Source organism: Pseudomonas sp. LBUM1653 (assembly GCF_059716115.1).
This window is the reverse complement of record NZ_CP166803.1, coordinates 6,092,488-6,107,500: the sequence shown is the minus strand read 5'-3', so window position 1 is coordinate 6,107,500 and position 15,013 is coordinate 6,092,488. Positions and strand designations below refer to the sequence as shown.

Annotated in this window: 11 protein-coding genes and 2 rRNA genes (1 of these 13 cut by a window edge); 8 read left to right on the top strand and 5 right to left on the bottom strand. The window is 59.0% G+C overall.

What is annotated here, in order from left to right; translation table 11 throughout:
• The 5 genes from ACA054_RS27520 to ACA054_RS27500 all read left to right on the top strand — a co-directional run.
• Nucleotides 1-1,863: ribosomal RNA gene (locus tag ACA054_RS27520) — 23S ribosomal RNA — on the top strand (it extends 1,029 nt beyond the left edge of the window).
• A 170-nt stretch (nucleotides 1,864-2,033) separates the two neighbouring features.
• Nucleotides 2,034-2,149 (top strand): 5S ribosomal RNA (rrf, locus tag ACA054_RS27515).
• A 149-nt stretch (nucleotides 2,150-2,298) separates the two neighbouring features.
• Complete coding sequence (locus tag ACA054_RS27510) at nucleotides 2,299-2,958, top strand: paraquat-inducible protein A (RefSeq protein WP_497687014.1); 660 nt, start codon at nucleotides 2,299-2,301, stop codon at nucleotides 2,956-2,958.
• Nucleotides 2,945-3,568, top strand: a complete 624-nt coding sequence (locus ACA054_RS27505; RefSeq protein WP_497687013.1) for a paraquat-inducible protein A — start codon at nucleotides 2,945-2,947, stop codon at nucleotides 3,566-3,568. Before ACA054_RS27510 ends, ACA054_RS27505 begins: the two co-directional genes overlap by 14 nt.
• Entirely contained in the window at nucleotides 3,561-5,864 is a 2,304-nt protein-coding gene (locus ACA054_RS27500; RefSeq protein ID WP_497687012.1) for a PqiB family protein, read from the top strand. The genes ACA054_RS27505 and ACA054_RS27500 overlap by 8 nt, the downstream gene beginning before the upstream one ends.
• Before the next feature lie 187 nt (nucleotides 5,865-6,051).
• Here the strand turns inward: ACA054_RS27500 and mksF are convergent, their stop codons facing one another.
• The 3 genes from mksF to mksB are packed head-to-tail and all read right to left on the bottom strand — an operon-like array spanning nucleotide 6,052 to nucleotide 10,887.
• Nucleotides 6,052-8,892, bottom strand: coding sequence for an Mks condensin complex protein MksF (gene mksF, locus ACA054_RS27495; protein WP_497687011.1), 2,841 nt, complete (start codon nucleotides 8,890-8,892; stop codon nucleotides 6,052-6,054).
• The gene (gene mksE, locus ACA054_RS27490) at nucleotides 8,889-9,608 is read right to left on the bottom strand and encodes an Mks condensin complex protein MksE (RefSeq protein WP_497687010.1); all 720 of its coding nucleotides are present in this window, start codon (nucleotides 9,606-9,608) and stop codon (nucleotides 8,889-8,891) included. The genes mksF and mksE overlap by 4 nt, the downstream gene beginning before the upstream one ends.
• Nucleotides 9,598-10,887, bottom strand: coding sequence for an Mks condensin complex protein MksB (gene mksB / locus ACA054_RS27485; RefSeq protein WP_497687009.1), 1,290 nt, complete (start codon nucleotides 10,885-10,887; stop codon nucleotides 9,598-9,600). The genes mksE and mksB overlap by 11 nt, the downstream gene beginning before the upstream one ends.
• A 234-nt stretch (nucleotides 10,888-11,121) precedes the next feature.
• Here mksB and ACA054_RS27480 point away from each other — a divergent pair, with 234 nt between their 5' ends.
• On the top strand, nucleotides 11,122-11,862 hold the full coding sequence (locus ACA054_RS27480) for an energy transducer TonB (protein WP_497690384.1): 741 nt from the start codon (nucleotides 11,122-11,124) through the stop codon (nucleotides 11,860-11,862).
• A complete protein-coding gene (rimI, locus tag ACA054_RS27475; RefSeq protein WP_497636576.1) occupies nucleotides 11,855-12,307 on the top strand; it encodes a ribosomal protein S18-alanine N-acetyltransferase in 453 nt (150 codons plus the stop codon). Before ACA054_RS27480 ends, rimI begins: the two co-directional genes overlap by 8 nt.
• Before the next feature lie 107 nt (nucleotides 12,308-12,414).
• On the opposite strand, the gene ACA054_RS27470 is transcribed toward rimI, so the two are convergent.
• Nucleotides 12,415-12,819: a serine kinase/phosphatase gene (locus ACA054_RS27470; protein ID WP_497687008.1), complete on the bottom strand. Its 405-nt coding sequence runs from the start codon at nucleotides 12,817-12,819 to the stop codon at nucleotides 12,415-12,417.
• Between the two features lie 164 nt (nucleotides 12,820-12,983).
• Between ACA054_RS27470 and can the strand changes: the two genes are divergently transcribed.
• On the top strand, nucleotides 12,984-13,628 hold the full coding sequence (gene can / locus ACA054_RS27465; RefSeq protein ID WP_008055619.1) for a carbonate dehydratase: 645 nt from the start codon (nucleotides 12,984-12,986) through the stop codon (nucleotides 13,626-13,628).
• 88 nt (nucleotides 13,629-13,716) lie between these two features.
• Here the strand turns inward: can and ACA054_RS27460 are convergent, their stop codons facing one another.
• Complete coding sequence (locus ACA054_RS27460; RefSeq protein WP_497687007.1) at nucleotides 13,717-14,904, bottom strand: hypothetical protein; 1,188 nt, start codon at nucleotides 14,902-14,904, stop codon at nucleotides 13,717-13,719.
• Between the last annotated feature and the right edge of the window lie 109 nt (nucleotides 14,905-15,013).

Here is a 15,013-nt window from a genome sequence, read left to right as displayed (position 1 = left end):
AAGGCTTAGACAGCTAGGAGGTTGGCTTAGAAGCAGCCACCCTTTAAAGAAAGCGTAATAGCTCACTAGTCGAGTCGGCCTGCGCGGAAGATGTAACGGGGCTCAAACCATACACCGAAGCTACGGGTATCACTTAGGTGATGCGGTAGAGGAGCGTTCTGTAAGCCTGTGAAGGTGAGTTGAGAAGCTTGCTGGAGGTATCAGAAGTGCGAATGCTGACATGAGTAACGACAATGGGTGTGAAAAACACCCACGCCGAAAGACCAAGGTTTCCTGCGCAACGTTAATCGACGCAGGGTTAGTCGGTCCCTAAGGCGAGGCTGAAAAGCGTAGTCGATGGAAAACAGGTTAATATTCCTGTACTTCTGGTTATTGCGATGGAGGGACGGAGAAGGCTAGGCCAGCTTGGCGTTGGTTGTCCAAGTTTAAGGTGGTAGGCTGGAATCTTAGGTAAATCCGGGATTCTAAGGCCGAGAGCTGATGACGAGTGTTCTTTTAGAACACGAAGTGGTTGATGCCATGCTTCCAAGAAAAGCTTCTAAGCTTCAGGTAACCAGGAACCGTACCCCAAACCGACACAGGTGGTTGGGTAGAGAATACCAAGGCGCTTGAGAGAACTCGGGTGAAGGAACTAGGCAAAATGGCACCGTAACTTCGGGAGAAGGTGCGCCGGTGAGGGTGAAGCATTTACTGCGTAAGCCCACGCCGGTCGAAGATACCAGGCCGCTGCGACTGTTTATTAAAAACACAGCACTCTGCAAACACGAAAGTGGACGTATAGGGTGTGACGCCTGCCCGGTGCCGGAAGGTTAATTGATGGGGTTAGCTAACGCGAAGCTCTTGATCGAAGCCCCGGTAAACGGCGGCCGTAACTATAACGGTCCTAAGGTAGCGAAATTCCTTGTCGGGTAAGTTCCGACCTGCACGAATGGCGTAACGATGGCGGCGCTGTCTCCACCCGAGACTCAGTGAAATTGAAATCGCTGTGAAGATGCAGTGTATCCGCGGCTAGACGGAAAGACCCCGTGAACCTTTACTATAGCTTTGCACTGGACTTTGAATTTGCTTGTGTAGGATAGGTGGGAGGCTTTGAAGCGTGGACGCCAGTTCGCGTGGAGCCAACCTTGAAATACCACCCTGGCAACTTTGAGGTTCTAACTCAGGTCCGTTATCCGGATCGAGGACAGTGTATGGTGGGTAGTTTGACTGGGGCGGTCTCCTCCTAAAGAGTAACGGAGGAGTACGAAGGTGCGCTCAGACCGGTCGGAAATCGGTCGTAGAGTATAAAGGCAAAAGCGCGCTTGACTGCGAGACAGACACGTCGAGCAGGTACGAAAGTAGGTCTTAGTGATCCGGTGGTTCTGTATGGAAGGGCCATCGCTCAACGGATAAAAGGTACTCCGGGGATAACAGGCTGATACCGCCCAAGAGTTCATATCGACGGCGGTGTTTGGCACCTCGATGTCGGCTCATCACATCCTGGGGCTGAAGCCGGTCCCAAGGGTATGGCTGTTCGCCATTTAAAGTGGTACGCGAGCTGGGTTTAGAACGTCGTGAGACAGTTCGGTCCCTATCTGCCGTGGACGTTTGAGATTTGAGAGGGGCTGCTCCTAGTACGAGAGGACCGGAGTGGACGAACCTCTGGTGTTCCGGTTGTCACGCCAGTGGCATTGCCGGGTAGCTATGTTCGGAATAGATAACCGCTGAAAGCATCTAAGCGGGAAACTAGCCTCAAGATGAGATCTCACTGGGACCTTGAGTCCCCTGAAGGGCCGTCGAAGACTACGACGTTGATAGGTTGGGTGTGTAAGCGCTGTGAGGCGTTGAGCTAACCAATACTAATTGCCCGTGAGGCTTGACCATATAACACCCAAGCAATTTGCTGCTCTTAGTTGAAAAGACGAAAGAGGCCAGATTGCGGTGTGTGAAGACGAAACGAACCGAAAGTTCGAGATACTCACAAAGCACCGAAGCTATCACATACCCAATTTGCTGAAGCGAGGCCAACTGGTCACGACTCAGTACCCGAATTTCTTGACGACCATAGAGCATTGGAACCACCTGATCCCATCCCGAACTCAGCAGTGAAACGATGCATCGCCGATGGTAGTGTGGGGTTTCCCCATGTGAGAGTAGGTCATCGTCAAGATTAAATTCCAAAACCCCTATCTGCGTATGCAGGTAGGGGTTTTGTCTTTTCCCGAAAGAAAATCACGAAGACTCGTGCACAAATTGGCACAGTTATTTTCGATTCAGGGCACTAGAATAGGCCCAACCTTTTCGGAGTCAGAGCGTTATATGCCAGATCCGGTTGACGCCCCAAGGCTGTCAGAATTACCGCTGAACGATTTGGTGGCATGCCACGAGTGCGACTTGCTTATGCGCAAGCCCGAGCTCGAGCATGGCGAGAAAGCCCTGTGCCCGCGATGTGGTTACGAGCTTTATGCCCATCGATACAACGTCGTGCAGCGTAGTCTCGCCCTGGTTATTGCGGCACTGCTGTTGTATATCCCGGCGAACTTTTTACCCATCATGCAACTCAATCTGCTCGGGCAGTCGTCGCAAGACACTGTCTGGAGCGGGGTTGTCGCGCTTTTCGATACAGGCATGCAAAGCGTTTCAGTCATTGTGTTTCTGAGCAGCATGGCGATTCCTCTGCTCAAGCTGCTCTGCCAACTGGTCGTATTGCTGAGTATCCGTTTTGACGTCGGACGCAGCTATGGTTTGCTGCTTTACCGTATTTATCACCATTTGCGGGACTGGGGGATGCTTGAGGTTTACCTCATGGGCGTACTGGTCGCGATCGTCAAGCTGGCAGATATGGCAGCAATGACCATCGGCCTGGGCCTGGCGTGCTTCATTGGTTTGTTGTTGGTTCAGGTCTGGCTGGAGGTCGTTATGTCTCCTCACCAGATCTGGCAGGCTTTATCAGGAGAGGATGCCCATGCGGGCGATTGATGCAGGCATTCTGATTTGCGCCGAATGCCATGAATTGAACAAGCAGGAAGCTGATACCGACGAACAGGTCTGCACTCGCTGCGGCGCGCTGGTGCATGCCCGCAGCCCGAACAGTGTGGCGCGGACCTGGGCGTTGCTGATCACCGCCGCGATTCTTTACATCCCGGCCAATGTGCTGCCGATCATGACCGTTAGCTCCCTGGGCAAGGGAGACCCCAGCACCATCATGTCCGGCGTGATCCAACTGGTTCAGCACGGCATGATTCCCATCGCCGCGGTGGTGTTCATCGCCAGCATTGTGGTGCCCACGTTCAAACTGGTGGGTATCGCCTTGCTGCTGTTTTCCGTACAGCGCCGCCAGCCACTCTCGGCCCGTCAGCGCATATGGATGTACCGCTTTATCGAGTTCATCGGCCGCTGGTCGATGCTCGATATCTTTGTGATCGCCATCCTGGTGGCGGTCGTGAATTTTGGTCGGCTTGCCACCATCGAAGCTGATCTGGGCGCCATTGCGTTCGCCAGCGTGGTGATTCTGACGATGCTTGCCGCAGTAACTTTCGATCCCCGACTGATTTGGGATAACACGGAGTCGGACGACGACCATGACTGATTTGCCTACAGCTAAAACCCGACCTGCTTCGAACTGGTCGGCCATCTGGGTGTTGCCCCTGATTGCCTTGATCATTGGTGGCTGGCTAGGCTGGCGCGCCTACACCGAGACCGGTATCGAGATCCAGGTACGCTTCGAAAGCGGTGAAGGCATCCAGGCCAACAAGACCGAAGTCGTCTACAAAGGCATGTCGGTCGGCAAGGTGAAAACCCTCAAACTTGATGATGAAGGCAGCTCCAAAGGGGTGATCGCGACCGTCGAGATGAACAAGGACGTGGAGCAATACCTGCGCACCAGCACGCGCTTCTGGCTGGTCAAGCCGAGCGTGACGCTGGCCGGTATCACCGGGCTGGAGACGCTGGTCTCGGGTAACTATGTCGCGATCAGCCCGGGTGAGGGCGAGCCTGCCCGCAAGTTCAAGGCCCTGGCTCAGGAGCCGCCGCTATCGGACGCTCAGCCCGGCCTGCACCTGACGATCAAGGCTGACCGCCTGGGCTCGCTGAACCGTGGCAGCCCGGTATTCTACAAGCAGATCAAGGTCGGGCAGATCAAAAGCTACGTGCTCTCCGAGGACCAGAGTACTGTCGAACTCAAGGTATTCATCGAGCCGACCTACGCCAAGCTCGTGCGTAAACACACGCGCTTCTGGAACGCCAGCGGCATCAGCATCGATGCCAATCTGTCCGGTGTAAAAGTACGCAGTGAGTCCCTGGCCAGTATCGTTGCTGGCGGTATTGCGTTTGCCACGCCTGAAAACCGCAAGGACAGCCCGCCGACCGATCCGAGCCTGCCGTTCCGTCTTTATGAAGACTTCGACGCGGCCGCCGCCGGGATCAAGGTCAAGGTCAAGCTAAGTGACTTCGAAGGTTTGCAGGCTGGCCGCACGCCGGTGATGTACAAAGGCATTCAGGTCGGCACCCTCAAGGCGCTCAAGGTCGATCCCGATTTGTCCGGTGCCAGCGCCGAGTTGACGCTGGACCCGCTGGCCGAGGATTACCTGGTCGATGGCACCCAGTTCTGGGTGGTCAAACCGTCGATTTCCCTGGCGGGCATTACCGGCCTTGAAGCATTGGTCAAGGGTAACTACATCGCCGTGCGTCCCGGGGACAAAGGCGCCGCGCCGCAACGTGAGTTTGTCGCACGGCCCAAGGCGCCGCCGCTGGATTTGCGTTCACCGGGGCTGCACCTGGTGTTGTTCACCGATAACCTCGGCTCGCTGGAAGTGGGCAGCCCGGTGCTCTACAAGCAGGTCAAGGTGGGCTCGGTACAGAGTTATCAGTTTTCGCGGAAAAAGAAACAGCTGGTGATTGGGGTCCATATCGAGAAGGAATACGAAGACCTGGTCAACGCCTCTACGCGGTTCTGGAATGCCAGCGGCATCACCTTGACGGGCGGGCTGACCGGCGGGATCCAGGTCAAGAGCGAATCGTTGCAAAGCCTGATGGCCGGCGGCATCGCCTTTGAAACACCGGAGGCCAAGGCGCCATTGCAGAAGCGCATCCCACGTTTCCGCCTGTTCGCCAGTCATGAGCAAGCCAACCAGAAAGGCACGATGATCACGCTCAAGGTCGACCGTGCCGATGGCCTGCATACCGGCACACCGATTCGCTTCAAGGGGCTGGATGTCGGCAAGATTGAAGACGTTGACCTGAGTGACGATCTGCAGTCGGTGCTACTGACTGCGCGGATCGATGAAGTCCCGGAGCGCATCGCTCGCGTCGGCAGTCAATTCTGGGTGGTCAAGCCCGAGCTGGGTCTGATCAAGACGTCGAACCTGGAAACATTGGTCACCGGGCAATACATCGAGGTGCAACCGGCACCGAAGAATCTGGGGCCGCAGAAGAACTTCGTGGCGCTGGCCAGTCCGCCGGAAACTGCCCGACAGGAAGCCGGTTTGAGCCTGGTGTTGAGCGCTCCTCGCCGTGGTTCGCTGAAGCCTGGTGTGCCGGTGACTTATCGCGAAATCACCGTGGGCAAGGTCACGGGTTATGAGTTGGGCCAGACGGCTGATCGTGTGCTGATCCGCATCCTGATCGAGCCAAAGTACGCGCCATTGGTCCGCAGCGGCACGCGCTTCTGGAACACCAGCGGTTTTGACTTTGATGTTGGCCTGTTCAGAGGGGCGACGGTGCGTACTGAATCGCTGGAGACGATGATTCAGGGCGGTGTTGCCTTCGCTACGCCAGACGGTGAGCGTATGGGAAACCCGGTGCGGCCGGAGCAGACATTCCCGCTGTTCGACAAGTTTGAAGAGGAATGGCTGACCTGGGCGCCGAAGATTTCGCTGGGTAAATAACCCTGAGCTAATAAGGCGTCAGGAATGACGCCTTCGCGAGCAGGCTCGCTCCCACAGGGGATTTATGTACACCGGTCCACTGTGGGAGCGAGCCTGCTCGCGAAGAGGCCCATAAGAGCACTGTAAGAACCACAAAAAAGGCCGCGGTCCATTGGAACGCGGCCTTTTTCGTATCTAACGGTTCAACTCAGACCGCATCCAGCTCCGGCTCATCCGCTTCAACATGCACAGTCGCCTTCACCTCATCGTGACGACGAATGTACTTCCAGTCCTCCTCATCGATGTAGATGCCAGCCGGGCCGCTGCCACCTTCCAGGTCGATGGCGACACTGGCGCAAACCTGCGGCTTCACACTGGCCAGGATTGGCACGAAGCCCAGTTGCAGACTGGTTTCCAGCAGCGCCGCCTGGTTTTTCTCGTCGATGTCCGCGGCCTCGTCGAGGTAGTACGGCAAGCGCACGCGCCCGGCCAGGTCGCGGTCCATCAAGTGCAGCAACAAGTACATGTTGGTCAGCGCCTTGATGGTCATGGTGGTGCCGTTGGACGCGGCGCCGTCGATGTCGGTGTGGATCACCGGCGATCCGTTGACCTTGGTGATTTCGAACGCCAGTTCAAACAAGTCCTTGAGGCCTAGCTGGTTGTGGTTCGCCGCCACCAGCCGCGCCAGGTATTCCTTGGCCTCTTCGTTCTTGTTGTCTTGCTCGGCGCTCTGGCTGAGGTCGAAGACGGACAGGGTCTCGCCTTCTTCGTACTGACCGGCGCTGTGGATGATCTGGTCGATGTGCTTGAGTGCTTCCTTGTTCGGCGCCAGCACGATGCGGAAGCTTTGCAGGTTGGACACCTGGCGCTTGTTGATTTCGCGGTTGAACAACGCCAGCTGGTGCTCGAGGCTGTCGTAGTCGCTGCGGATGTTGCGCAGGGTCCGGGCGATGTCGGTAACGGCCGCACGCCGGGCCTTGCCCAGGGTCAGGGCTTCATCGGTGCGGTGTGCGTAAGCGTTGATCAGCAGTTGCAGGCGACGTTCCATATCGTCTTCGCTGTCGAACTTGGCCACGCCCTTGAGGCGCACCTGGGCGTACAGCGCCTCGATCTGGCCATCGGCGCGCAGCAGGCCTTGCCAGCTGTCCTGATAGTCGTTGAGCAGCGGCAGCAGGTTGTCCATCGAATCGTCGACCGGATCCATGAACGGCGTGCCGAACGGCAGATCCGCCGGTAACAACTGACGGCGGCGCAGGGCGTCGTCGAGGGTGCGTTGCTTGGCTTCCATGTCACCGATCTGCCGGCCGACCAGTTGCAGCTTGGCCGACAGTTGCTGGACGCGTTCGGTAAAGGCATCGCTGGAACGCTTCAATTCGTCCTGGGCGGCCTCGATCTGCGCCAGCTGCTCCAGCTTGTCGCTTTCTTCGGCGCTCAGGGTTTGCGCGCGACGGAAGTCTTCCAAGGCTTTCTGGGCATCCAGCACTTGCTGGTACAGCGCTTCGGTCTGGGTCTTGCTCGCGGCGCGGTCGGCCGCCACGGCTTGCTGGGTTTTCAGTTGCTTGAGTTCTTTGTCCAGGCGCTCTTTCTGGTCGCGCAGCGCAGCGCGGTCAGCCAGGGCTTGCAGAGCCGGTGGCTCGATGTGCGAGAGGTCGATCGACAGGCCCGGCACTTCGAAGCGCTCGCCTTTGAAAGCGTCGAGAATCAGCTCCATGGATTTCACCCACTCGCCGTTCTCGTCGAGGGTGATTCCGTGTTCGCCCAGCGGCAGGCTGAACAGGGCGCTGTTGAACAGGCGCATCAGGCGCTCGACGTCCTGCTGCGAGAATTCCTCGCGCAGGCGGGCGTAGCTGTTGTTGTCGGCGTGGTCGAGTTGCTGCTTGACCGACTTCAGGCGTTTTTCCAGGTCACGCAGGCGTTCTTCCAGATCCTCGGCGCTGAACTGTCGCGACTGCGCCAGGGCACCTGCCAGCTCGTCGTGGGCGTCCTTGGCCGCGAGCAGTTGTTGCTCGAGCACCTTGACGTCTTCGACCAGGGCAAAGCGATGCTTGAGCACCGACAGCTCGCCGAGCCAGCGCTGGATGCCGGTGATTTCCCGCTCAAGACGCATCAGCTCCTGGGTGCCGCCACGCTGATCGTTCTGCAGGGCGTCCTGCTCGTGGCGATAGTGCTCGGCCTGGAGGGTCAGCTCTTCCTTGCGGGCGCTGGCGTAGTCCGACCAGGTGCCGAGCAAGGAGTCGAGCAGCGGCGAGATCCGGTGCAGCTTGCCGCGCAGGATGTCGCGCTGTTTCACGCCGTTGGCCAGGGCTTCAACCAGCGGGCCGGCGGCCACCAGCGAGTTGTAGTCCTGTTCCATGCGGCGTACGTCACGGAAGGCCTCTTCGCAGGCGGCGATGTAATCGACACTGCCGGAACGCAAGCTGTGCTCGAAGGCATCGAGGAACAGTTGCTTGAGCTTGGCCGCGGTGATTTCACGCATGTGCAGCAGGTTGATGAACAGTGCGCGGAAGGTCTTCAGGCTCTGTTCGCTGGTGGAGCGCAGCGGGATCAGTGTCAGGTCCAGCGGGATCGAAGTGTGTCCACCTACCAGCAAGCGCCGTAGTTCATCGGGCTTGAGCTCGTAGGCTTTCAGGCCTTCGCGCTCAAGGTTGCTGAACAGTTCTTTCTGGCGCAGGCAGGTGTCGTTTTTCTGGTAGTGGGCCAGGTCCAACTGGCCGGCATAGGCAAAGAACTGGTGACCGAAGCCGCCGCCCGGACCGCGTCCGACCACGCCGATCACGTGAGGCCCATGGGGCAGGTTCACCTCCGCCAGGATGTAGCTGGTGTCGGAGGCGAAGTAGAAGCGCCGGGATTGTTCCAGGCTGTACTTGCCGAAACTCATGTCCGACATGCGCGCCAGGATCGGGAACTGCAGCGCATTGATCGAAGCGGATTTACCAAGGTTGTTCGCGCCGTAGACCGACAGTGGCTCTTCCAGCGGGAACAGGCCGAGGCTGTAGCCGGCGGTGTTCAAAAGGGCAAAGCGGCGGATGCCGTAGCGTTCCTTGCTCATGCGTCGAGCTCCTGTTCTTCGGCAATGGCGCGGGCGAGAGCGAGAGCGTCTTCTTCGCTTTCGTCTTCGCTGCCTTCTTCAAAGCCCGCCAAGTCGAGCGGGTCGTCGGTCTGCAGCAGTTTTTCATCGCTGTCATCGTCGATCAGCACCGGTACCGGCAACGGCAATACGCTGTGCAGGCTGGCTGCCAGGTCACGGTCCTGTTGCACCGAGAGGCACACATCGAGGAAACGGTGCATCGGCGGCAGGAAGCGGTACACGCCGTTTTCTTCGCCGGCGAAGCCGAGCTGGGTCATGCGCCGCATGATTTTTTCTTCCAGCTCATCCTGGGTCTGCACTTCGGCCTGAATGAACAGGTCGCGGTACTTTTCCAGCAGCGATGGCAGTTCATCGCGACCGAGGCTGCCACCGTCGAGCACGGCGATCGGGTCGCGACCCTGGTCGGCCAGGTGCTCGACGAGGATGAACGTGAACAGCGCCAGACGCTGTGCGGTCTTGTTCACCGCCGCGGCCGCCAGATCCGGCACGAAGTAGTAGAAACCACGGGTGTCGCAGACCAGTTCAAAACCCAGGGCCTTGAACAGCGTGCGGTACTGGTCCTGGAAGTTCGACAGCTGCGCATACAACTCTGGATCGCGGCGGCTGACGTGGTAGCCCTTGAATAACTCGCGAAAGATCGGTGCCAGCTGGGATAGTTCGGATAGATCAAGTTGCATGCGAAGTACTTGCATAGAGGGTGCTCGCAGAATTCTCGGTGGCGTCGCCGACCGAGAGCAGGGCGAAGGAGCGCAGGCTGACCTGGTGCTCGTGTGTGAAGTAGTCGCGACGTTCCAGGCGCTCGCGCTTGAAGCTTTTTTCCCGGGATAGGCGGGAGAACCAGTACAGCAGTTCGTCGGTGGCGCCGTCCGGTTCCTGCTCCAGTAGCCAGGTCATCAGGTCCGGCATCGGCAGGGCGTCTTCGCAGCGTTCGAGCATTTCCCGAACCGTGCGTGGCGCACGCGGGGCTTCGCCTTTCTGGGTCTTGTGGGCCTTGGGGAAGCGCGCCGGTTTCGGTTCGAAACGGGCCAGGGCGTAAACGTAGGCTTCGACCTGGCTGGCGCTGCCGAGGAAGGTGCTTTGCGGTCGTGTGAACAAGGGCATGGCCGCCTGCGGCACGGCATCGATGCCTTTTCGGCGAATGGCGGCCAGGGCCAGTGCCGCGCCTCGGGTGACGGCGTTGTGGCGACGGGCCTCTTCACGCAGCGGCAGCAACAGTTCGCGCGCGTGACGCAGGGTCAACTGGGCACTGGTCTGCATTTCGAGGATGCGCGCGTGGGTGCGCAGCAGCATGTCGTCGTCGACCAGGTGGCCGAGGCGCTGCTGTTCGCTGAGCATCTTCAACAGGACGGTTTCGACCTTGCGCACGCCTTGTTCGAAGGCGCCGTCGGCGTTTACCAGATCAATCATCGGCTCGACGTATTCGTCCCAGGTCGCCAGCACTTCAGCGTAACGCTGGCGCAACGGAATCTGGCGGTCGCTGGTTTTCGCCCTTTCGGCGACGGCCACCAGTGCCTGTTCGTCGTTATCGAGTTTTTTCAGTACATCGCGCACCCGCATGTCGAGCAGGCGCAGCTGGCGGGCCAGGTCGTTGCCGTCGCGGATGTCGAAGGCGTCCTGGATGTAGCCGGCCAGACGCTCGAGATGGCGCAGATAGGCTTCGATTTCCAGGCACAGGCCCAAACGGTGTTCACGGCGCAGGTAAGCGAGAAAGTCGTGAATTTGCGCGTTGAGCTCGAAACGGTTCGGGCTTTTCGCCACCGGAACCAGAATATCGAGGCGAATCCACACGTCCAGCAGGCTGGTGATGTCCTGCGGCGTACTGTCGAGTTGCTGGGCGGCCAGTTGCGTGCGCAGTTCGTTGAGGCTCAGGGTGCCTTGGTCGAAATGCTCACACAGTGGCTCCAGAAGTGCCCAGTGTTCAGCGAGGGCGCGCAAGACGCGCTTGGGTTCGATCATCGGAATGGCCGGCTGTTGGCGATTAAAAGCCGCGATTGTACTGCATCAGGCGCGATGCGATTCACTCTCGGGACGGGCTGTCGCATTTTTCATAGGTGGAAAGACTATCGGTGAAGTCAATCGATCAACAGCGGGCGATCTTGAGCGAAGGGCGGTAGAATCTCCGCACTTTAGTTATCCACAAGTGGCCGACCTTTGCTTATCGAGTCCCGTCGTCGCGCTTATTTGAACGCCATGCAGGTGGTCAACTGGCTGCCGCGCACCGAATTGCCCTTTGCCGCCCCGTCGCGTCCCGAGCTGCTGGAGCCGCCCGAGGCGCCGGTCGTTGCTCCCGTGGCGCCGGTGCCCGTGGTCGATGCGCCCGTCAAGCCTGCGGTAAAACCGGCCGAACGGGTGAAAATCGAGGTGCCGAGGCCATCGCAGGCGAGCACGCGCACCGCCGCCAAACCTGCGGCCGAGGAGGCGCCGGTTGTCGCCAGGGTCGCGCCGGTGCCGCCGCCGCGTTTTGCCCTGCAACTGCTGCGCGCCGGCCGCTGCCTGCTGCTGGTGGAGTTACCCACAGGCGAATCGTTCCAGGCGCGCGACCCCGCTTATCTGCTGCTCAAGGACATGCTGCGTGCCGCCGGTCTCCCGGACAGCCCGCAAATCGTCGGCGAGCCGGTTCGCTGGCCGCTGCTGGTGCGTGGGACGATGGACCAGGGCCCGGATGCGGCCCGTGACTTTGTGCAAGGTTTCCTCTCGGTGCGCATGGAGGAAGCACCATGCGCTTGCCTCTGGCTGATCGGCCTGCCCGCGGTGCGGTTTGCCGGTGAGGCGGACGTCGATGCGTTGAACCGCGAACTGCAGATCGAAGGTCTGGGCTCGGCGTGGGCGGTACCGGGCCTGGAATTATTAATGGAAGAGCCACAGCGCAAGGCCGCCGTGTGGCAAGCCATGCGTCGGCTGATGGCGCGCTGGAAAGAATCGAATGAGTGACGCTGTATCGTTCCGCCCGATGACCGAGGCGGACCTGGAAACTGTTCTGAAGATCGAATACGCGGCCTACAGCCATCCCTGGACCCGCGGAATTTTTCTCGATGGCCTGGGCAAGTATCAGATCTGGCTGATGTACGAAGGCCAGCAGCAGGTGGGCCATGGGGTGGTGCAGATCATTCTTGATGAGGCGCATCTGCTCAACATCACCGTCAAGCCGGAAAACCAGGGCCGAGGCCTGGGTTTGACCTTGCTGGAACATTTGATGTCAATCGCCTACAAGGCCGACGCCCGGGAATGCTTCCTGGAAGTGCGGGACAGCAATACTGCGGCGTTCAAGTTGTATGAGCGCTACGGTTTCAACGAGATCGGCCGGCGGCGCGATTACTACCCGGCGGTCGGTGGGCGCGAAGATGCCGTGGTCATGGCCTGCACCTTGGTGGATTGAACATCAGAAGCATCGCGAGCAAGCTCGCTCCCACAATGGATTTGTGTCGTACATAAAACCTGTGGGAGCAAGCTTGCTCGCGAAGGCGTCCGTTCAAGCCCGGATGATTACCGCTTTCTATCGAGAGGATCGCTCTGCGCCATCTCCGCCTCGTCCAACCCATTGCCCCCACCAATATCGTCTTCATCGACAATGCTCAAGTCCCAATCGGCCTGATCACCTTCACCCACTTCCTGGGCATCCCGCGCACCGTCTTCACGAATCAACGTTTCGGGGCTCATGTCATCATCGGTAGACTCATGGTCATCGGTCGATGCTCCCGTCATGCCGGCTTCACGCACGCGTTCTTCGGGCATCAGTTGTTTGCGTTCCCTTTCCGGCAATTCGTCGCCGATTTTTGCGCTGGGTTCTTCCTCGTCGAAATCCAGCTCATGCATCGAGCCCATGCGATCTTCGTTATCATCGATGGGTTCCGGTTGCACCGCATCGTACGGACGTCGTGAATCATTCATGGCATTTCCTCATACTGTTAGCCTTATAGGGTGGACCCACTGGGTTGCAGAGAATTCCACCGGCATGGAGCGCCATCAGGCAGCAGCGGGCATTTGCATAACGCGCGTGACCCCGACGGACGGATGTCTGTCAAAGCAGCGCACCATTATCGAGGCTTCATTGCATGAACGAATTACAAGATCTGATTGATAACAACGAGCGCTGGGCCGACGCGATCACCAAAGAAGATCCTGACTTCTTCGCCAAGCTGGCTCGTCAACAAACGCCGGAGTACCTATGGATCGGTTGTTCCGATGCGCGGGTGCCGGCCAACGAGATCGTCGGCATGTTGCCGGGCGATCTGTTCGTGCACCGCAACGTGGCCAACGTGGTGCTGCACACTGACCTCAACTGCCTGTCGGTGATCCAGTACGCGGTCGACGTGCTCAAGGTCAAACACATCCTCGTGACCGGCCACTATGGCTGTGGCGGCGTACGCGCCTCGATGCAGGATCGCCAGTTCGGCCTGATCGACGGTTGGCTGCGTTCGATCCGCGATCTCTACTACGAGAAGCGCGAAGAACTCGCCAAACTGGCTACCGAAGAGGAACAGGTCGACCGCCTCTGCGAGCTCAACGTGATTCAGCAAGTGGCCAACGTTGCCCATACCAGCATTGTGCAAAATGCCTGGCACCGCGGGCAGAACCTGTCGATTCACGGTTGCATCTACGGCATCAAGGACGGTCGCTGGAAGAGCCTGAACACCACCATCAGCGGGTTCGAGCAATTGCCGCCGCAGTACCGACTGCGTCCTGTCGAGAAGTTGTAAGCGTCAGCAGCAGAGGCTTTGCCGACGACAGTGTTGCAAAAACATCTGGTCGTCGGCACCTTCCGTTAGCTGACCATCCAGCCGACGGTTATAGCGCAGGAGCGGGTATCGCCGGGGCTGGCGCTGGCGCCTTTAGCAGTTTGAGCTGGGCCTTGATCGTTGCCGTCGCACATTTGCCTGCGGCCTGTGCGGACGTCAGCTTGCGGATCGAGGTGTAGAACAGCGCACAGGTTTTATCGGCCTGGGCCACTTGCCAGGTCTGGGTGCAGGTTTTCAGCTCGACATCAGCGTTGCTGTCCGTTTCACGGCCCATGGCGGCCTGCCAGCACGCGGCACTCAAATCCTGGCCCATGACTTTCAGGCCTGCAGTATCGGCCTGGGCCTGGGCATCTTTACCGGTGTAGCTGGCCGGATCGGCGGCGTACCAGATGTAGCTTGGATGGTTGGCGCCCAATACCGGTACTTTTACCCCGTCGACCGGGCTGATCGTCACCAGGCTCAACACGTTCACGGTTGGCCCGTATTGCTGCTTGATCCAGTTACGCACCGGTACACCGAAGGCAACCGTTGGCAATGCCACTCCGCTGGAATGCAGGGTGACCTGCTTGACCATGCTGGTCTGGTAGTCCTTGAAGTAGTCGTAGACGCCTGCGAGGTCCTTGCCGGCGTTCGACGGCGCGGCAATCGGGGCGATATCGATGATGGTCTGGTAGCCCGGTGTCTGCTCGGCCGGGATGCCATTGACGGTCAGCAGCGTGGCCCAGCGATCCGTGGTGGCCGACTTCAGGTAATCCTGGGCCTGGGTCAGCGAATAGTCCGGGGGGAAGTGCAGCAGTTCAACGCTTCTGCGGTTTTCCAGGGCCATGCCCAGTGGCAGGAAAAAATACCAGCTATAGGCCCACTTGCCGTCGGCATTCAGTTTGCTGGCACCGCTGTAGGCCAGGTCGCCAGCGTCAAGCAGTGCTGCCAGGGGCTTTTCATAGCTCCTGGGCACACCCGTGATTTCGGCATGGAGTTGATTGTTATCGGTTTTGACCAGAACCTTGGCCTCACTGTAGCCATCGCGCTGAACGCTTTGCGTCAGGTAGTGCTCGACGGTCTGCTCCAGCGTCCAATTGCGAAAGCAGATCACGTTACAGTTGTTGGGGTAGGCGAACAAACGGCTGACGCGTTCTGTGCTGCCCAGCTTCAGGGCGACATCGGCGTGGGCAGCGGTGCTCAGGTTGAGGGTCGCGAGGGTGAGGGCCGCGAGGGTGAGGCCTGCGAGTCTTAACATGCTCAGATCCTTTTCAGCGTGGTCGCGATACGAAGATGCACTTCATACTGGATCAACGCAATGATGCAGAAAAGTAGGCCTCACGCATTTTTTTTGCAGCGTGCGATGC